Source organism: Frankiales bacterium, from assembly GCA_016125335.1.
In the GTDB taxonomy this organism is placed as follows: domain Bacteria; phylum Actinomycetota; class Actinomycetes; order S36-B12; family CAIYMF01; genus Longivirga.
Window position 1 is genome coordinate 1 of the sequence record WGLY01000032.1, and the last position, 18,917, is coordinate 18,917.

The 18,917-nt window shown below is 70.6% G+C and carries 15 protein-coding genes; 6 read left to right on the forward strand and 9 right to left on the reverse strand.

Annotated features, from left to right (window positions below; translation table 11 throughout):
- Positions 1-1,011 (forward strand): DUF222 domain-containing protein (locus tag GC157_16000; protein MBI1378961.1); only part of this gene is annotated, 1,011 nt, incomplete at its 5' end.
- Positions 1,012-1,195: 184 nt separating this feature from the next.
- On the opposite strand, the gene GC157_16005 is transcribed toward GC157_16000, so the two are convergent.
- The 3 genes from GC157_16005 to GC157_16015 all read right to left on the reverse strand — a co-directional run bounded on the left by GC157_16005 (position 1,196) and on the right by GC157_16015 (position 4,264).
- Complete coding sequence (locus GC157_16005; protein MBI1378962.1) at positions 1,196-1,915, reverse strand: hypothetical protein; 720 nt, start codon at positions 1,913-1,915, stop codon at positions 1,196-1,198.
- 151 nt (positions 1,916-2,066) lie between these two features.
- Positions 2,067-3,716, reverse strand: coding sequence for a phospholipase (locus GC157_16010; protein ID MBI1378963.1), 1,650 nt, complete (start codon positions 3,714-3,716; stop codon positions 2,067-2,069).
- 161 nt (positions 3,717-3,877) lie between these two features.
- Positions 3,878-4,264, reverse strand: coding sequence for a hypothetical protein (locus tag GC157_16015; protein ID MBI1378964.1), 387 nt, complete (start codon positions 4,262-4,264; stop codon positions 3,878-3,880).
- Positions 4,265-4,570: 306 nt separating this feature from the next.
- Here GC157_16015 and GC157_16020 point away from each other — a divergent pair, with 306 nt between their 5' ends.
- The 4 genes from GC157_16020 (at position 4,571) to GC157_16035 (ending at position 11,351) form a co-directional block, all read left to right on the forward strand.
- Entirely contained in the window at positions 4,571-7,777 is a 3,207-nt protein-coding gene (locus tag GC157_16020; protein MBI1378965.1) for a hypothetical protein, read from the forward strand.
- Positions 7,778-8,023: 246 nt separating this feature from the next.
- Positions 8,024-8,290 carry a hypothetical protein gene (locus tag GC157_16025; protein ID MBI1378966.1) on the forward strand — a complete coding sequence of 89 codons (267 nt, stop codon included), beginning with the start codon at positions 8,024-8,026 and terminating at the stop codon, positions 8,288-8,290.
- A gap of 131 nt (positions 8,291-8,421) precedes the next feature.
- Positions 8,422-9,129 (forward strand): TIR domain-containing protein, encoded by a 708-nt coding sequence (locus GC157_16030; GenBank protein ID MBI1378967.1) that lies wholly within the window; start codon positions 8,422-8,424, stop codon positions 9,127-9,129.
- A gap of 992 nt (positions 9,130-10,121) precedes the next feature.
- Entirely contained in the window at positions 10,122-11,351 is a 1,230-nt protein-coding gene (locus GC157_16035) for an IS110 family transposase (protein ID MBI1378968.1), read from the forward strand.
- A gap of 275 nt (positions 11,352-11,626) precedes the next feature.
- Here the strand turns inward: GC157_16035 and GC157_16040 are convergent, their stop codons facing one another.
- The 6 genes from GC157_16040 to GC157_16065 all read right to left on the reverse strand — a co-directional run bounded on the left by GC157_16040 (position 11,627) and on the right by GC157_16065 (position 17,976).
- Positions 11,627-13,420 (reverse strand): hypothetical protein, encoded by a 1,794-nt coding sequence (locus GC157_16040; protein ID MBI1378969.1) that lies wholly within the window; start codon positions 13,418-13,420, stop codon positions 11,627-11,629.
- Complete coding sequence (locus GC157_16045; GenBank protein MBI1378970.1) at positions 13,374-13,574, reverse strand: hypothetical protein; 201 nt, start codon at positions 13,572-13,574, stop codon at positions 13,374-13,376. Before GC157_16045 ends, GC157_16040 begins: the two co-directional genes overlap by 47 nt.
- On the reverse strand, positions 13,571-14,764 hold the full coding sequence (locus GC157_16050; GenBank protein MBI1378971.1) for a molybdopterin molybdenumtransferase MoeA: 1,194 nt from the start codon (positions 14,762-14,764) through the stop codon (positions 13,571-13,573). Before GC157_16050 ends, GC157_16045 begins: the two co-directional genes overlap by 4 nt.
- A gap of 1 nt (position 14,765) precedes the next feature.
- Positions 14,766-15,083 carry a DUF2249 domain-containing protein gene (locus tag GC157_16055; protein MBI1378972.1) on the reverse strand — a complete coding sequence of 106 codons (318 nt, stop codon included), beginning with the start codon at positions 15,081-15,083 and terminating at the stop codon, positions 14,766-14,768.
- A 71-nt stretch (positions 15,084-15,154) separates the two neighbouring features.
- Complete coding sequence (locus tag GC157_16060; GenBank protein ID MBI1378973.1) at positions 15,155-16,564, reverse strand: MFS transporter; 1,410 nt, start codon at positions 16,562-16,564, stop codon at positions 15,155-15,157.
- A 29-nt stretch (positions 16,565-16,593) separates the two neighbouring features.
- Entirely contained in the window at positions 16,594-17,976 is a 1,383-nt protein-coding gene (locus tag GC157_16065) for an MFS transporter (protein ID MBI1378974.1), read from the reverse strand.
- A gap of 194 nt (positions 17,977-18,170) precedes the next feature.
- Between GC157_16065 and GC157_16070 the strand changes: the two genes are divergently transcribed.
- Complete coding sequence (locus GC157_16070; GenBank protein ID MBI1378975.1) at positions 18,171-18,905, forward strand: helix-turn-helix domain-containing protein; 735 nt, start codon at positions 18,171-18,173, stop codon at positions 18,903-18,905.
- The last annotated feature ends 12 nt before the right edge of the window (positions 18,906-18,917 follow it).

Here is an 18,917-nt window from a genome sequence, read left to right on the forward strand (position 1 = left end):
CTCGACAAGCTCATCGCCCGCCACGACCCCGACGCGACCGTCCGCGCGCACAAGGCCGCCGCGACGCGGGATGTGTACCGGCAGCCGATCGGCGACGGGATGGCGTTCCTGGGGGTCACCCATCAGGCGCCCGTGATCGACGCGGTGTTCGACGCGATCGAGGCGGCGGGAAAGGCGTTGTGTGCGCAGCGCGGCGGAGCCGACGCCCTGCGGGCCGGCAATCAAGACGCAGCCTCAGGAGCCTGCCGCGCCGACGCGCTGGCGGCTCTGGTTCTCGGCGACCGCAGCGAGGACGGGTCGTTGGTCTACGACGCGTCGCGGACGCAGACCGAGCTGCTCGTCGTGATGGACCTCGACACTCTCCGCGGGGAGCGCGACGGCCTCGCACTGCTGAACGGCACCCCGATCCCCGCGCCCATCGCCCGCGAGGTCGCCGGGGTCGCCGAGCTCTGGCGCCGGGTGGTCGTCGACCCGGTCGACGGGCATCTCCTCGACTACGGCACCCGCCAGTACCTGCCGGCCGCGCTGCGTGAGCACGTGCTGCACCGCGACCCCATCTGCCGCCGTCCCGGCTGCACCCGGCGTGCGCAGGAGATGGACCACGCCCTGCCGTTCCCCCAGGGCGCGAGCGACACCACGAACTGCGGCGGGCTCTGCTCGCGCTGCCACCAGGTGAAGACCGCCGGCCACGCGACCATCGAGGACAGTGCGCCGGACGGCTCGGGCACATGGGTCACGCGCTGGCGGCAGCGCATCCGGATCCCGGCCCAGCCGGTGCTCGAACCACCACCACGCCGCACGTCGACGCCGCCTGCCACCGCGGCGACCGACCCCCCGCGACCGCCGCAGGTACGCCGGGGCGTCGGCGGCACGGGCGACACCGCCGGCTCCGGGACCGACGTCGACGCGGGCTGCGGTCCCGACCGCACGACCGACCACGGATCCGGCCCAGGACCCGGTCACGGACCCGAGCAGGGACCCGGCGGTCCTGCGGACCGTCCTCCGTTCTGACCGTCGCCCCCCGGTCTCGCACGTGCGGCGGCTCCCGTCCGCGCGCGGTCGCGCGCCCGAGCGCGCATCTCGCGGCGCCCGGCGCCTGCACCACGGCTGCTCGACGGCCGCACGACGCCGGCTCGACGGCGGCGCGTCGGTCCCGCGCCCGAGGGCGGGACCGACGCGCGCGTCGAGCGGTGGGTCAGGAGGTCTGGGTCGCGCTCGGCGCCGGAGCCGGGGGCGCCCAGGCGTCGTGGGAGCTCTTCAGCCCGGTGAGGTCGACGACCGAGACGGCGGTCGAGCCGCCGGAGTCCTTGACCGCCGTGACCATCACCTCGTCGCCGGACTTCACCGACCCGATGCCGTCGCGCTGGGCGTTGACCGCGGTGTCGGCGGTGACGACGTAGGTGGCCTCGAAGCCGTCGGCGCTGGTGACCGTGAGGGAGGTCTGCGACACCGACTTCACCGTGCCGCGCTGCGACTCGATGGTCTGGTAGCCGCCACCCTGCTTCGGCACGACGAAGGAGCCGTGGATGGCCCCGCCCATGCCCATGCCCGGGCCGAAGCCACGTCCGAAGCCGCCGGGCCCGTCGTGGTCGCCACGGCCGAAGCCGCCGCGCGGACCGCCGGCGCGCGGCCCGTCCTGGCCCGGCCCGTACCCCGGGGCCAGCTGCGAGGCGCCGCCCGTGGGGCTCGGCGAGGGGGACGACGTCGCGGCGTACGCCGTGCCGGCCACGGCCAGCCCGCCGATGGCGATCGCGGCGACGGCGACTCCCGCGCCCAGCCGTCGGCGCGGCGCGGTCGGGGTGGCGGCGGGCGCCGCCTCGAGCACCTCGGGCTCGTGGGTGAACGCCGGGGGCGACACCCAGTCGGGGCCGTCGCCGTAGGCGGGCGGGTTCCAGCCGGGGCGGTCCTGGTCCATGGCAGGTCCTCTCGTGCTGCGCCGGGGCGCGGGTGCGCCGGTCCACGGCCCCGGCCGGCCCGGGGCTCACCAGCGTCCAGGGTCGAGCGTGCGCCTATGAGGACGCTGTGAACAAGCCGCCGGGAGGCTGGCAGATGCCGCCCCGCGTCCCTCAGGGACGGCCGCGGAGCCGGTCGCGCCAGGCGCGTCCGTCGGGGTCCATCAGCAGGCGGTAGAGCGCGCGCGCCCACAGCGGGTGCCGCACCTCGGCGCGGTCGACGTGGGGCACGAGATGGCCCGGCGGACGTGGACCGGACCTGCCGGTGCGGTGCCACGCCGCGAGAGAGTCGGCGCGCGACGCCAGGCAGTCGAGCCACTGCTCGGGGTCGACGAGCGACGCCGCGTCCTCGAGCCCGAGGTGCTCGCGTGCCAGGCGCAGCCGCAGGTCGCGGGCGAACCGTCGCGCGACGTCGCCGGTGCCGGCCGGGTCCGTGGGCGCACGGTCGTCGTGCTCGGCGTCCAGGACGGCGATCGACAGCTCGCTGTCGTGCGTCCACGACCGGCGGTTGAGGTTGTCCGAGCCGATCATGGCCCACACGTCGTCGACCACCACCACCTTCGCGTGGACGTAGACGGGCGTGCCCTGCTCGTTCTCGACGTCGTAGACCCGCACACGGTCCCCGCCCGCAGCGCGCAGCACGCGCACCGCCTCGGACCGCCCGTGCTCGGCGGCCTCGGCCAGCCGGCCCTCGCGGTCGCCGAACCGGGGGAGCACCACGACGAGCCGGAGCCCGGGGTGCGCACGCAGGGCCTCGGCGAACACCGCCGCGACGCTGCGCGACCAGAGGTACTGGTCCTCGACGTAGACGAACGAGCGCGCCTGCGCGAGGGCCTTGCGGTACGCCGCGGCGATGCTGCGCTCGCCGTGCGGCGCGAAGGGGTAGCGGCGCAGCCGGGCCGGGTAGGTGCGCAGCACCTGCACCGCGCAGCCGCCCCGAGGCGTGCCGTCCTCCGGCAGCGGCTCGGGCAGCGGCCGGTGCGTGAGCGCGCCGGCGTGGTAGGCCCGGTCGTAGAGCTGGCGCACCGGGCTGGGCACGTCGAGGGTGCTGCTGCCGTACCACCGCTCGCGGAACGTGTGCTCGAGGTCGTGGACGGCAGGCCCGCGCACCTCGGCCTGGAGGTCGTGCCACGGCGGGCGCGGCCCGTAGGCGCGGGGGAACTCCATCACCTGCGGGTCGCCGTCATGGTCGTGGGTGTCGCCGCGGCTGAGCCCGAGGTCGATGCCGCCGACGAACGCGACGTCGTGCGCCGGGTCGCCCGGGCGCCGTATGACGACGAGCTTCTGGTGGTGGCTGCCGGCGCGACGGGTGCGGCTGTCGAGCAGGACGTCGCCGTCGTGCTCGTCGATGTGGCGGACGAACTCGGCGTTGGCCTCCTCGCTCTGCTCGAACACGCGGGGCTGGGAGCGCCAGAGCAGCCCGAACACGAGGACACCGCGCTCGCTCGCGTCGGCGAGCACGCGGCCGATCTCGGTGCCGGGCCCGTCGAGGCGCTCCTGGAGGTCGCCGCGGAAGTCGGCGAGGTAGACGTGGTCGCCGGACCGGGTGGCCCGCAGCTCCTCGAGCAGGCGGGGGAAGTACTCGCCGCCGTCGACGAGCGGACGCACGGCGTTGCCGGTGCTGAGGTTGCGCAGCCCGGTAGCCGGGTTGCCGCGCTCGTGCCGCTCGAGGAACCAGCGGGCGATCGCCGGATCGGCGTCCGTGCCGGGTTCCGCGGCGTCCTGTTCGAGGGGCTCGTCGTCGGGAGCGGCGCTCTGCAGCATGCGCGCACGGTGGCCAGCGGGGAGCAGGTCCAAACCTGGTGTTGGTCAGGGTTCGTCCAGGATCCGTCGAGATCCGGCACGGCGCGCATCCGGGCGCACGATCGCCGCCCGCGACGAAGGGGGGACGTCGCGGGCGGCGAGCGGTGCGGCGCAGGCCGTGGTCAGCCGGCGTCGTCCAGGCAGCTCTGGTCACGCAGCCGGAGCTGGTCCGCCCCGGTCCCGTCACGAGCCTGGAGACGGTCCTGGTCCTGCGTCAGGTCGCAGGTGCCGCACGTCGACGTGGCGGCGGCCGTGCCGGAGGTCACCGGCGTGCCCGCCTGGGTGCGCACGTGCATCCCTGCCTGCGTCCGCTCCTGCACCTGGGCGAGGTCGCCCAGCCGCGTGCGGGTCTGCTCCTGCGTCTGGGTGCGGACCTGCACGGTGCTGGAGACCTGCTGGCCCGACGGACCCTGCGGGCCCGTGGCCGCGCCGGCGACGACGGTTCCGCCCGCGATCACCAGGGCGGCGGCGACTGCGGCGGCGGCTCCGAACTTCATCGTGGTCCTCATCGTTCCCACCTCCTGTGGCACCTCCAGGGAACCGCGGGACCGTGGAGGCCCCGGGGAGTCCGTGTGTGCGCCGCGTGGAGATGGACGTGACGGGAGGAGGTGGACCCCGGTCGACGCGGTCGAGGAAGGGGAGTCTCACCGGACCACGTCGCGGGTGTGCGGGAGGCGCGGGCCGGCGGGTCAGGGAAGCCTTCGCGCATCGTTGCAGAACCGCCTCGTGGCTCTCCTCGGCGCGTGACGAACGCCTTGCGGGACTAGCGTTTTCGGCGTCTCGAGGAACCTCGTGACGACAAGGGGGGTTTCACCATGAGTGACTCCTGCAGGCCCGACACGCACATGTGGGGCCGTACACCGATCCTCCTGGCCCTGGGTCTCGCCGTCGCGCTCCCGCTCGGCGTCGTCCCCTCGGCCGTGACGACGGCAGCAGAGGCGGGCGCGTCGTCCCAGCTGTCCTGGTCGACGGTGGCCAACGTCGCCGACCTCGCGCCGGGCACGACCAAGAACTTCAACAGCTTCAACCAGCCGTCGGTCAACGCCGACGGCACGGTGGTGTTCCGCGCACGCACCAAGGGCGAGTCGCAGCCCGTGCGCGGTGTCTACACCCGCGACACCGACGACGCGGGCTCCGCGATCGTCCCCGTGGCCGAGGTCGGCGGCGCGGTCCCCGCGCCGAACAACTCCGACGGCACGTTCAACGAGTTCCCGGCCTTCCCGCGCATCGACGCCACCGGCTCCATGGTGGCCACCCGCGGGCAGTCCACGCCGGTGCTCACCTACACGCTCCCGGACGGCACGGACACCAAGGTCGGGACGAGCGGGGTCTACGCCACGGTCGGCGGCACGCTGACCTCCGGCGCGACGCTCCTGGGCAACATCCCGGAGTACGCGCAGTACGCGGTGCCGGACTCGCCGGTCGAGGGCACGCGCTTCGACCAGTTCCCCGGCGCTCCCGCGGTGGACGGGTCCACGATCGTGTTCAAGGGCAACTACACGGTCGGCACGTCGGGGCTCACCGGCGTCTACTTCCGCGACCTGGGCTCGCCGGACCAGCCGGTGTCGCTCATCGCGGGGGCCACGACCCGGATCCCCAACCAGCCTGCTGCCGACTCGGTGCTGTTCGGCTCGACGGCTCCGCCGAGCGCGGCCGCCGGCAAGGCGGTCTTCTCCGGGTGGGACAACGAGGCCGCACCGACCATGGGCGGCATCTACCTCGCCCCCATCACCGCGTCCCCGGCGCTGACGACCGTCGTCGGCATCGGCGACCCCGTCCCCGGCCAGGGGCCGGACGCGCGGTTCACCAACGTCGGCGAGGGGCTCTCGTTCGACGGCCGCTACGTCGGCTTCTGGGCCTCGTGGGGCGAGCAGATGCGGTCGATCGTCCTGACCTGCCCGACGGACGGCAACAAGGACATCGTCGAGTTCTGCCTCCAGCAGCACCCGAACGGGTTCACCACCAGCGTCCCGGTGCACCAGGGCGTCTTCGTCGCCGACACGAGCACGACGCCGGCGACCATCCACCCGGTGGCGACCAGCGGCCCCCGTTTCGACGGGTTCCAGTACTGGGTCTTCTCCGGTCGTCCTCCGGGCACCGGTGGCGGCGACGAGGTCACCCTCGAGCCGGCCCGCTGGCGCTCCTCGGCGTTCGTCGCGCTCTCCAGCGACGGCCTGCCGTCGGGCGAGTACCAGGTCGCCTTCAAGGCCTCGCCGGTCGCCGGCGGCTCCGGGATCTACCTGGCCCAGGGCCCCAGCGACCAGGAGCGCGTGGTGACCGCGGTCGACACCGCGGCCCCGGGCACCGTGCTCGACCCCATGGCGCCCGCGGCGTCGTGGGTCACCACCGTCGGCGTGGAGCGCGACGCGTTCCGCGGCCGGTGGCTGGCCATCAACGCCTCGATGCTCGACCCCGCGACGACCGAGGCCTGGGGCGGGATCTACCTCGCCCGGGTGCCCGCCATGCTCGCCCTCGAGCAGCAGGTCGTCACCATCACCTCCTCGCCGCCGGCGGAGCCGATGGCCGGAGGCACGTACACCATCACGGCACTGGCGGACTCCGGCCTGCCCGTGACGTTCTCGATCGACGCCGCCACGACGAACCACGCGTGCTCCATCACGGGGTCCACGGTGCGGCTCGAGCACGCCGGCACGTGCGTCGTCGACGCGGACCAGCCCGGTGACGCCGCCTACGCCGCGGCCACGCGGGTGAAGCAGTCCTTCACCGTGAGGACGGCGCCCACCACGGTCCTGGTGAGCACCGCGCCCACGACCTACGGCCAGGACACGACGGCGACCGCGACGGTCACCGCGCCCATCGGCTCGCCGACCGGCGAGGTGCAGTTCGCGGTGGACGACGTGGCGCTCGGCGACCCGGTCGCCGTGCACTCCGGCTCGGCCACCAGCCCGGCGATCGTCGGCTCCGGCGGCCTGCCGCTGGCAGCCGGGACGTACGAGCTCGCGGCCACGTTCACGCCGGCCGACCCGACGGTCTTCGCCGGCGGGACCGGTTCGGCCGCCCTCGTGGTCGCACCTGCCGCCACGACGATCAGCCTGGCCGTGACCAGCAGCACCGTCGTCGCGACGGTGACCCGCAAGGTCCCCGGTGCCGGCGCGGTCAGCGGCGTCGTCGAGTTCAGCGTCGGCGGGGTCGCGGTGGGGCAGGCGCCGCTGGTCGACGGCGTGGCGACGCTGAACCACGTCGTCCCGTCGGGCTCGTCGCAGACCGTGGCGGCCGTGTACGCCGGCGACGGCAACTTCTCCGCGTCGTCGACGTCGATGGCCCGCCACGACCCGACGATCCGGGCGAAGCTGACCAGCACCTACCCGAGGACCGCCGCGGGCTGGTACCGGTCGCCCGTGACGGTGACGTTCACGTGCACCACGCACGGTGCGCCGCTCACGGCGCCCTGCCCTGCTCCGGTGCGCCTCGCGCGCAGCGGCGGCGGGCAGACGGTGACCCGCACGATCGCGGCCACCGACGGCGGGATGGCCACCGTGGTCGTCTCTCCGGTCAACATCGACCTTCGTCGGCCGAGCGTCCGCGTGGCGGGCGTGCGTGACGGCGGGGTCTACCGCGGTCAGGCGCCGGCTGTGCGCTGCGTCGCCACCGACTCGCTGTCGGGGGTCGCCCGGTGCACGATCACGCGTCGCACCAGCGGTGACCGCACGACCTACAAGGCCACCGCCGTCGACCGTGCCGGCAACGTGGCCACGGTGACGGGCTCCTACACGGTGCTGAAGTTCTACGTGCAGGGCGTCCGTTACAGCCGCGGCGTGTTCCAGCTCCGTGCCGGGACGCGCTACCTGGTCGTCGCGTACGCGACGTCGCGGCCGACGTACTACTACGCGACCGTGCACCCGCGGGTGCCGACCGTGCGGGACCACACGCTGTACGCCGCGGGGTACCACCGCTGGGTCATCGGCATCACGCCGTCGTACGGGATGCGGAGCTGGCCGGTCTGGCACCTCGGGGTCAGGACCGGGAGCACCATGCACCTGATCCACGTGCACGTGGGCTGAGCCCACGCACGCGCGACCTGCGCGCACGACGAAGGCCCCGGCCGATGGCCGGGGCCTTCGCACGCGTACGCCGCGTAGGACTTGAACCTACAACCCGCGGATTAAGAGACGGGTCTGCGCCGTTCTCGGCGCTGCCGCCCAATTTCGATCCGTGCTGAAAGGTGTTGGGGGAGAAGCGATTTCGCGGTTCGTGGTGTTGCTTCGCGATGCTTCAAATTCCATGATCATTGCGCGTCCGAACACAGAATGAACACAGCCTTCCTGGCCGTGATTACGCACGGTGACGAGGCCTTGGCTTCGTCGAGCAGGTCGTCTCGCGAACCTAGCGATGCGGTTAGCCGCCCGACTCGGACCCAGATCTGGCCGCATGTCACCCAGCCGTCGGTCTCCGAGCTGGAGCGCGGTGTGCTCGACCGGGCTGGCCTTGCCACGATCAAGGCCTACGTCGAGGCACTCGGCGGCTCGGTCGAGGTCGTCGCCGAGTTCGGTGGTCACCGGGTCGTCATCGGCTGACACGCAACTGACTGACCGTCGGCGATCTCGCGTCCCAGAGCGGTCAGGGTGGATTCTCGAGAGTGTCGTTTCGTCGTGGCGTGACGGGTCCGCAACGAGTTGGCGTCGGACGTCGCACCTACGATGCATACATGGCCCGATGCACAGCACCTTCGCAAGGTCACCGCACTGCGAGCGGGCGGGCGAATTGCCCTGCGTGCGGAGGCAGGGGGTACTACCGGTCTCCCTACTCGTCATACTCGCCTCGGCCGTCATATGGCAGCAGTGGTGGAGGCTCGAGTTCCAGCGGCTCGTCTGGCGGCAGCGGTGGAGGCTCGCGGCGGACCAGGACCGGCAGAACGGTCTCGTACACCCCGAGCGAATGGCGCACCGTCGAGCCATTCACCCGCAAGGCCAGCGAGCAAGCGGCGGAGCACCCCGAACGCCGAGACCTCTTCCTGTGTCACGCCTGGGACGACCGAGAAGGTAGCGCGAAGGAGCTCTACGACCAGCTGAAGTCAAACGGCGCCTCCGTGTGGTTCAGCGAAGAAGACCTCCCCCTTGGTTCGCTCATGATTCGAGAAATCGACAAGGGGCTCCGGAACTCCCGCGTTGGGATCGTGCTGGTAACGCCTGCGCTGATCAGGAGCATCGAATCCGAAGGCGTGGCCGAGAAGGAACTGGCCGTCTTGCTCTCAAGTCGTCGCGTCATCCCTGTGCTGCACGGAGTGACCTTCGATGAACTCAACGACGTCAGCCCGATGCTGGCCTCGCACGCTGGGCTGAGCACCCAGGAATCGACGCTGGACAACGTCGCGGCGAAGATCGCTGCCGCTGCCGCGGCACTTCCTGCTGCCTAGCGCGATCGAACACGGGCTGACGATGGCGACGTCGCGCCCAGTCGATCCGTCATCTCGTCCGCCGCGTGAAACCCACCACCGATGGGCCTTGATGCCCGGGGAATGATGTCCGTCATCTCGTCCGCCGCCTAGCTCGGACCGAGATGGCTCCGAATGGCGGGCCGAATTCCGTCCGTCATTTCGTCCGCCGTCACCTTGGGGTCGCGTAGACCTCCGTCGCCGCCCTGTGGGTGACCGACCGGAGGGACGCAACTGTCCGCCTGCGTTCCGCGCGCCGCCTGTGATGGCCGGCGATTCCGGCCTTCCCTGTCCGGCGGCGCGGGTCGTCCACAGTTGCCCGGCAGAATGCCGGCTGATCCAGGGTGCGGGGAGTGATGGTCACGAGGTGGTTGGGGAGCAGGAAGTTCATCACTGCGCCGACAGGGACTGTCGCGTCGAGTCTGTCCGCACCTTGCGTTGGCAGATCGAAGACCTCACCATCGCGCTGGCCGACGCCATGGCGTGTCCCGACGATCTCGTGGTTCTAGCGAGCGTGAGAGCGTTCCTGACCCTGCGAGACGTGCTGCAAGAGCTTGATGCTTCGCCGATCTCCAGGTGCCACGGAAAGCACTAGGCATCGCGACGTGGCTGTCCGCGGCAGCCGATGGACCGGCCTGCGCTGGTTCTTCGCGGCGAGAGCGTCACCCGTGCTCCACGAGAACCGGTCACTCGCGCGACGTAGCCAGCGACAACGCGCGTTGTCATCCGTAGGAGCCAGACGAGTGGACCTTGGCGATCTTGATCGCCCCGTCGTGTGGATGAGAATGGGCGGGGTCACCTGGCGACGTCGTCAATACTCTGGTGCGAGCGCAGCCCGTAGATGAGTGCGATGCGGGGTTCTCGGGTCGTCGGATTGCTGCCGTCGAGCGCGTGGGTCTGTCTCCCGTCCAGAGTGCCCTCCAGGTGGCTTGGGCATCGGCGGGCGCCGGTGCCGGAGTCGAGGAGGGCGCACGATGGATGTTCTGTTCGATCGAGTCGCTGGGCTCGATATCGGCAAGAAGATCGTGGTGGTGTGCGTGCGCACGCCGGGCGAGCGTGGTCGTCGTCGTTCGGAGGTCCGCACGTTCCGGACCATGACCCGCCACATCGACGTGCTCGGTGATTGGTTGATCGAGGAGGGTGTGCAGGTCGCGGCGATGGAGTCGACTGCCACGTATTGGAAGCCGGTGTTCTACGGGTTGGAGGACCGGCTCGAGTGCTGGTTGCTCAACGCCGCTCACATGAAGGCGGTCCCTGGGCGCAAGACCGATGTCCGGGACGCGGAGTGGATCGCCCAGCTGCTCGAGCACGGGCTGGTCAAGCCGTCGTTCGTGCCGCCCCCGTCGATCCGTCGGCTGCGCAACCTCACCCGCTACCGGGTGCAGCTGATGGCGGATCGGACTCGAGCCGCGGACCGGTTGGAGAAGGTGCTCGAGGACGCCTCGATCAAGCTCACCTCGGTCGCGTCGAACATCACCGGTGCCTCGTCGAGGGAGATGCTCGCGGCGTTGGTGTCCGGGGAGCGCGATGCGTCGATGATGGCCGATCTCGCGCACTCCACGCTGCGGCGCAAGATCCCCGACCTGACCGAGGCGTTGACCGGCCGGTTCGATGACCATCACGCGCTGCTGGTCGGGGCGATGCTGCGTCAGCTCGACCTTGCCGACGAGGCACTTGCCCGCCTTGACGCGCAGATCGTCGCGGAGATGGCGCCCTGGCAGCACCAGCTGGACCTGCTGCAGACCATCCCCGGCATCGGGAAGGTCGTCTCGCAGGTCATCATCGCCGAGACCGGCGCGGACATGGCCAGGTTCGGTTCGCCCGAGGCTCTCAGCGCATGGGCCGGGGTCGCGCCCGCAGTCCACGAGTCCGCCGGCAAGCGAACCCCTGCCGGGTCGCGGCAGGGCAACAAGTGGCTCACCTCGTCGCTGGTCGAGGCCTCGCACTCCGCGGCCAGGACCAAGGACACCTACCTGGCCGCCCAGTACGCCCGACTGGCATCGCGGCGAGGCGCCAAACGTGCAGCAGTCGCGGTCGCTCACTCCATGCTGGTGTCGGCCTACTGGATGCTGGTCCGTGACGAGCCCTACCAGGACCTCGGTCCCGACTGGCTGAACAAGCGAAACGACCAGGCGCACGCACGCCGCCTGGTCGCGCAGCTCGAACGCCTCGGCCACACGGTCGTTCTCGATCCCGTCGCCTGACCAAGGAACCGCGGAAACCGTTCCGGGGTGGCTCATCCGGGCTGCGCCCGGATGCTGTCGCGCCCTACTGCACGTCATTCTCGGGTCAGTACGAGCTGCGGTTGCCGTGGGAAGCGGATGCGGGCAGCTGGCTGCTAGTGCAAGACGGGGGCCGATGCTGCTTGTCGCCACGGGCGTGTACGAACCAGCTCGCGACGCGCCACGATCTGGCCGAGGCTCAGATTCGTGCTCGCTGGTGTCAGGGCATGTCGGAGCCCGCTCGGTGCCCCGCGGCGCTACTCGATACTCCTGGGCTGGACCACTTCAGGCCCGGTGAGGATGTCGTGCAAGCCGGCCAGGATGTTCTCGAGTGACAGGCCAGGGACGGCAGCGACGAGTGGGTACACGATGCCGTCCTCCTTGGCGACGTGAGTGTCGAACAGCACGCGCAAGGCCTCCCCGGCCGCGGCGGCTCGTACCGGGTGATAGGCGTAGCGCACCACCTCGACGAGCTCGGCGATGATCCGATGCTCGGCGATCATCGCTTCGATCAGCAGTCGGGTCCGACCATCGGTCGCGGCCGCGGGGTATATCGAGCTCTCTTCGGCCTTCGCGTGGGGAAGCAACTGGGTGTCACAGAACTCGACCAGCCGACGTCGCGACTCTGACACGTCCGCGGTTCCCGATTCGACAGCGACGAGGAGCTCCTCGACGCCATCGGCCAACACGTGAGACAAGGCCGCATGGTGGCGTCGCGCCGCTTGGACCACCCGGTACTCGCTAGAGCCGTGATGCTCCCAGTGGGTCATGACGGCGCCGGCTCGGTCTGGAGCGGTTCGCGTGCGCGCCTGAGCAGGACCGCTCGAACGACCAGCGGAAGGAAGGCAGCCATCGCGCCGAGTGCAGCAAGTCCGAGAACCGTGCGGATGGTGGCCGACAGCGGGAGTGCTGCGGCGAGGACTCCCGTGTTGATCAGGACGAGCCGGGTTCGTGCCCCGGTGTCGAGGACTGCGATGGTGCGGCGGGCCGCCGCGGGACCCCCTCCGAGGACGACCGGGATGAGGTAGCTCAGGGCACCGAGGAGGACCTGTGCGCCGAAGCCGACGAGGAGCGGGACGGCGAGGCGATCGGCGACGTCTGCGGCCGCAGCCCAGGAGGGCGCGAACGCCACAACCACGGTCAGGACCGCAAGGGTCACCACGAACCAGACAACACCGATGCACACCGACCACGTCGCGTAGGTGCTCGGACGGCGACGGAGCGTCTCCTCGACGAGCGGTCGCCCGGCGATGACGAGCCCGCCGAGGTAGCAGGTCAGGCCAAGAGCCGTCAGCACCTGGCTGCCGATGAGGGCAAGGGTCACGGAGGCCACGATCGCCGTGATCAGCACAGGAAGCGCCCGCCGGCTGGCCCGCTCGGCGCCGTCGACGATCTGGGTGTGCAGCATCGTCGGCCACAGCGTGACGAGGGTCCCGAGAACGGTGAGGCCCATCCAGCCGAGGACGTTGAGGGCGACGTGCGCGAGAGCGACGCGAGCGTGCGCGTCGTCGTCGAGGTCGTGCAAGGCCAGGACGACACCGAGACAGATCCCGAGCAGGAGGAGCGTGCTGGCTACCACGTAGTAGCGGACCGTCGCCCCAAAGCGTGACGGCAGCGAGCGACGGATGCGGAGCAGCAGGACGAGGGCATGCCACCCGACCGCGACGATGACCAGGTCCGCGCCGACGACGACCAGGGCTACCGCATCGACAGTCATGCCGAGCACGACGGCAACGGCGCCGACGTTGAACGTCCCCAGCCGCACGGCTTCGACCAGGCGACGTCCTGCCCGGGGTTGACGCAGCAGCGCCTCGGTGAAGTATGTGCTCCAGACCAGGATCGCGTTGCTCACGGCTCCCAGGAGCAGGAGATGGACCGGGAGCCAGGGGTCGACCTAGGTGAGCATGCCGCGTAGCGCCACCACGACAGCGCAGAGCAGCCACGAGGCCCCGATGGCGCCGACGCCGATGTGCCAGGCCGACCTCGCCGACATCGTCCTCGCTGTCACGGCTGCTCCGCCCGGAGCACGTGGGCCAGCACGGTGGGGTCATCCGAGCGCAGGTGCCCCATCACCTCGCCGCCGGAGCAGGTGAGCAGCTCAAGGACCACCCCGTCGCCGTCATGACTCACGAGCCGCCAGGTCCCACCGGAGTCCTCCCACCGCTGCAGGATCGCGAGGGACTCCTCGCCCGTCGCGCCGCTCATGGAGGCAGCGGCAGCCAGCGCAGCACCTGCCCCGCGGTGCTGCCTCCTGCAGGGACGACGAGATAGCCGTCGGCGACCGCGAGGCCGCGAAGCATTCCCGAGCCGTGGTGGGTCGTCGGCTCGACACCGTCAGGCCCGAGCGCGGCGAGGACGAGGCGGGTCGCGTGCGGGGGCGCAGACACGTCGACCGGACTGATGGCGGCGCCCAGCACGGGCAGCGGTCGACCCAGCAATGCGGCGACCAGTGGGCCACCGAGAGTGAGGAGCGCCGCGACGGCCGCCTGCGGGTTGCCGGGCAGGCCGACGAGCCAGCGCCGGCCGGGCAGCATCGCGAGCAGCATCGGGTGCCCCGGTCGCACGGCGACCGAGTCGACGATGAGGGAGCCCGATCGGGCCGCGATCGCGCGGTGCACGTGATCGGCCGGGCCGGCGGCTGTGCCACCGGTCGTGACCACGAGATCCACGTCGTCCGCAGAGTCGAGTGCCACGAGATGCGCGTCGAGCGTGTCCTGCACGCGCGTCACGCCGACGCAGTCGACGCCGAGCCGCTCGAGCCACGCCGGCACCTGGGGACCCAGAGCGTCCCGCACTCGCCCGTCGCCGGGAGTCCCGGCGTCGAGGAGCTCATCGCCGAGCACGAGGACCCGTGCCGTCGGTCGACGTACGACGTCCACCGTGTCGGCACCCGCTGCGGCCGCGAGACCGAGGTGCGCCGGCCCGAGGACGGAGCCGGCGGCGATGAGCAGCGACCCCTCGGGCGCCTCCTCCCCGGCCGGTCGCAGGTGTCGACCTGCGACCGCTTCCGCGCGCAGGAGGCCGTCGACGACGACGCCGTCCTCCCGGCGCACGACCGCGGTCGCGCCATCGGGAACCGCCGCGCCCGTTGCGATACCGACCGCGTCGCCGTCACAGAGCCGCGCTCCGTGAGCGAAGCCGGCGAGTACGGACCCGACGAGGACCCAGGGCCCCGAGCCGCAGACCGCCCAGCCGTCCATAGCCGAGGAGAGGAACGGCGGGAGGTCGGTGGCGGCACGGACGTCGCACGCGAGCGTCCTGCGGTGCGCCTGATGCAGCGCGACGGTCTCGCTGCCGAGCGGTGTTCCAGCCCCGTGTGCCGCGACGCGCGCCTCGTCCCACGAAGGCGAGACGAGGACGCCGTAGGGCGCGAGGTGGGCGAGGACGGCAGTCATGTCACTGCTGACGGGTGAACTTCAGGAGCCACGTCTTCGGCCCGCGCTCGACGTAGCTGACGGCGAACTCGCCAGGGTGCAGTTCCTCGAGCTCGGCCAGCAGCGGGAGCGGCTCGTGCGGTGCGGCCAGCACGATCGAGCCCGACACTGGGATCGCGCCGAGCGCGCCGTGCACAGCGGCGTGCCGCACGGCGGCCGGGATCGCGCGCACGTCCAGCACGGGCGTTGCTGCGTCACCCTTCCCGCACGTGCAGGTGCCACCGGCGCAGCCGCCGGACGAGGTGGTGGAGTCGAGGCCGGAGTCGATGCGGATGTCCATGGGGGTCCTTCTGGTTTGTGGCGCCGGGCCCCGGTGACGGAGGGGAGCGGGGACCCGGCGGGTCGGTGGGATCAGGAGGGCTTGGGTGCGCCTGGTCGTGCGTAGCGGACCCAGGTGAGCACGATGCACGCCGCGGCGAACACGACGCCCAGGGTGAAGAACGCGGTGATGTTCGCGATGGCCAGGCCGACACCGAAGAAGAAGGGTCCGTAGGCCGCGATGGCGGACGTCCATCCGATGACGCCACCGGCCTGACGGCGCTCGAAGATCATCGGCATCTGCTTGAAGGTCGACGCGTTGCCAATCCCGGTGAAGAAGAAGATAGCGATGAAACCGACCAGGAACGCGTGGAACTCGCTGGTGAGCGCCGCTGCGCCCTGTGCCGGGTCGGGGTTCACGTGCAGCATGGTGAACAGCAGCGAGAGCAGGATCCCGATGCCGGAGATGAGGGTCCACCGCGCGCCGCCGTGCCTGTCGGTGAGCGGGGCGAACGCCACTCGGGTCGCTGCGCCGACGAGCGGGCCGAGGAAGGCGAACGAGAGCGCCAGAGGGACGGTGTACCCGGGGACCAGCACCGATGTGGAGCCGTCGGCGGCTGTCGCGACGATCGCGGTGTTGCCGGCGCCGTAGAGGTTCTTGATGAGGAGTCCGAACTGGGCGGAGAGCCCGGCGAAGGTGCCGAAGGTCATGATGTACAGGGCGGTCATGAACCAGGTGTCGATGTTGGTGAAGATGTCGAGCTGCTGGCGGAAGTTGGCGCACACCGGCACGCTCTTGAGCATGGTCCAGGCGAGCACCGCGGCCACGATCACGAACGGCACGTAGATGAAGGCGGCGTTCTGCTCCCAGACCGGGTGGTCGGTGTTGTTCGCGGGGTCGTGGAACTTCTGCGACGCACCGAGGACGCCGAGCAGTGAGAAGCCGATGATCCACGGCGTCACGAACTGGACGATGGAGACGCCGAAGTTGCCGATGCCGGCCTGCAGGCCAAGCGCGGTGCCCTGCTTACGCCGAGGGAAGAAGTACGACGTGCTCGGCATGAAGCCGGAGAACGCTCCACCGCCGATGCCGGACAGGAACGCCAGGATCAGGAACGTCGTGTAGCTGGTGGACGGGTTCTGCACAGCGATGCCCCACCCGATGAGCGGGATGAGCAGCAACGCGGTGGTCAGCGTGACGAGTTTGCGCGTCCCGATGACGGGCGGGAGCCACATCCACACCAGGCGCAGCGTGCCGCCGGCGAGGCCGGGCATGGCGACGAGCCAGTACAGCTGGTTCTTGTCGAGCTTGAACCCGAGGTTGGTCAGGTTGGGGGCGATCGCGCTGGCGAGGAACCACGTGCAGAACGCCAGGGTGAGCGCGAACGTGGAGATGGACAGGGTTCGCCAGGCGAGCGACGAGTTCCACGTCGCCTCGTCCTCGGGGTCCCAGTCGGACAGCCACTCGCTGCCCTTGCGGGCCTCAGGGGTGGTGACGGTCATGTCGATCGCTCTCCTCGGTTCCGAACGGTTCAGCGGGTGGACGTGGTCTCGAGCACGGGCTGCTCGAAGTCGTCGGTCAGGTCGGGTGCGTTGCGGTGGAGCATGTGGACGACGGTGAGGTGCATCCAGAGCGTGCAGACCAGCGTCAGCAGGAACAGCACGCCGAACAGCGCGGTGGGGATCCCGGTGAGCTCCACGGCGTAGCCGAAGACCGGCAGCAGGAAGAAGCCGCCGAGCGCGCCGAGCATCCCGACCAGGCCGCCGACGGCACCGACGTCCTTGGGGAAGTACTCGGGGATGTGCTTGTAGACGGCCGCCTTGCCGACGCCCATCGAGCAGCCGAGCAGGACGACGAAGAAGGTGAAGGCCCAGAGGCCGAGGTGCCAGGGGAGGATCTCGGCGGTACCGTCGGCGGCCTTGCTCGTGGCGACGTCGATGGTGATGAAACCGCTGGGCATCATGAGGACACCGGTCGAGAACAGCATCAGGCCGAAGGTCCAGTACATGATCCGGCGGGCGCCGATCTTGTCCGACATCCAGCCCCCGACCGGCCGCAGCAGCGACGCGGGGAAGATGAACAGCGCGGTCAGCAGACCGGCCTGCCAGAGCTCCACCCCGTACTGGGTCTCGTAGTACTTGGGCAGCGCGGACGACAGCGCGACGTAGGCGCCGAAGACGGCGACGTAATAGAGGCTAAAGCGCCACACGCGCAGGTGCTTGAGCGGCAGCAGCTGCACCCGGAGCGGGATCGTCTTCCCCGGTGTGCGGTCGGGCTTGGGTGCGACGAACCAGAGCACCGCGGCCATGATCACGAGGGCGACGGCGTAGATCACCGGGACGAGACGCCAGCCGCCGCTGACGAAGCCGCCGAAGTACGCCGCACCAGCGGTGCCGGCGATGATCGCCGGTCCGATCAGCTTGGTGACCGACGCGCCGACGTTGCCGGCCCCGAAGACCCCGAGCGCGAAGCCCTGCTGCGAGCGCGGGAACCAGGCGCTGTTCCAGGCGATGCCCGAGCTGAACGAGTTGCCGGCGAAGCCGATGAGGAACGCCAGGACGAAGAGCATCGTCGGGTTGTGGGTTCCGGCCAGCAGGTAGGTCGGGACCGCCGCGAGGAGCAGGAGGCCGGTCATGACGATCCGGCCACCCCAGCGGTCGGCGAGGATGCCGGTCCCCAGACGCCAGATCGCACCGTTGAGGACGGGCAGCGCCGTCAGCCAGTAGAAGGCCGTGTCGGAGAGACCGAACTCCTTCTGGATCGGGAGGCCGAGGATCCCGAACTGCAGCCAGACCGCGAACATGAGCGTGAACGCGATCGTCGAGGTCACGAGCACCCGGTAGCGCCCCGGCGTCGGGGGACCCTGCGTGGTCGCTGGCTGCTCGAGGATGACCCCGGTGGCAGCGAGACTCATGGCAACTCCTCGATTGGTATTTGCTGATCGGAGTCACCGTAGGACCTCGTGTCCGGGGCAAGTCCAGACCAAGACATGGTATTTACTAGTGACCTGTCTTACATCTGCTCACCGCGGCAGACGGGTTCGAAGTGTCATAGAGTCCAGTTGTTCGTTAGAAACTGACGTGAAGTGAACAATGTGGGGAGGTGCTCATGGCGTTCGCCAGTCGTGTCACCCGACGCGAGCGTGGCCCCGCTCAGGCTGACTCCTCTCGACGCCGGGTCCTCGACCTGCTCGATGCCTCTGATCGTCCCCTGACCATCACCGAGATCACTTCCGGTACCGGTCTGCACGCGAACACCGCCCGTTACCACCTCGCGCTGCTGGCTGATATGGGGCGCGTCGAGGCGGTGCGTGAGGACCGGACTCTCCCGGGACGGCCGAAGCTGCTCTACAAATCGTCCTCGCATGGTGAGCCGACTGATCCTTACCGCATGTTGGCCGCGGAGCTCGCAGCGGGGATTGCGGGCGAGGAGCCCGGTACGTCGCCGGGCGTGGCGGCGGGTCGCCGACTGGCACGCAGCCAGCGCGAGAAGGTCGCGCCCGGCGGTGTCGCAGTCACCATGCAGGACAGCGTCACGATGGCGGTCGAGGGCCTCGAGGTGCTCGGCTTCGAGACGACGACCGACCCCCTCGGCGACCGCTTGTACCTGTCGCATTGCCCGTTCGCCGATCTGGCCCGTGAGGACCGGGCGATCTGCCGGCTGCACCAGGACATGCTCGACGGATTCTTCGGCGAACTCGATTCCGGTGTGACCCTGCGCCGGCTCGACACCTTCGTCAAGGATGACTTGTGTGTCGCCCACCTGAACCGCCCCGACCTGCGCCCGGCCCCTGAGCCGTCCACAGCGCAGGACGCACCACCGACCTTGGGAGCAGTGACGTGAACCCCGCGCCTC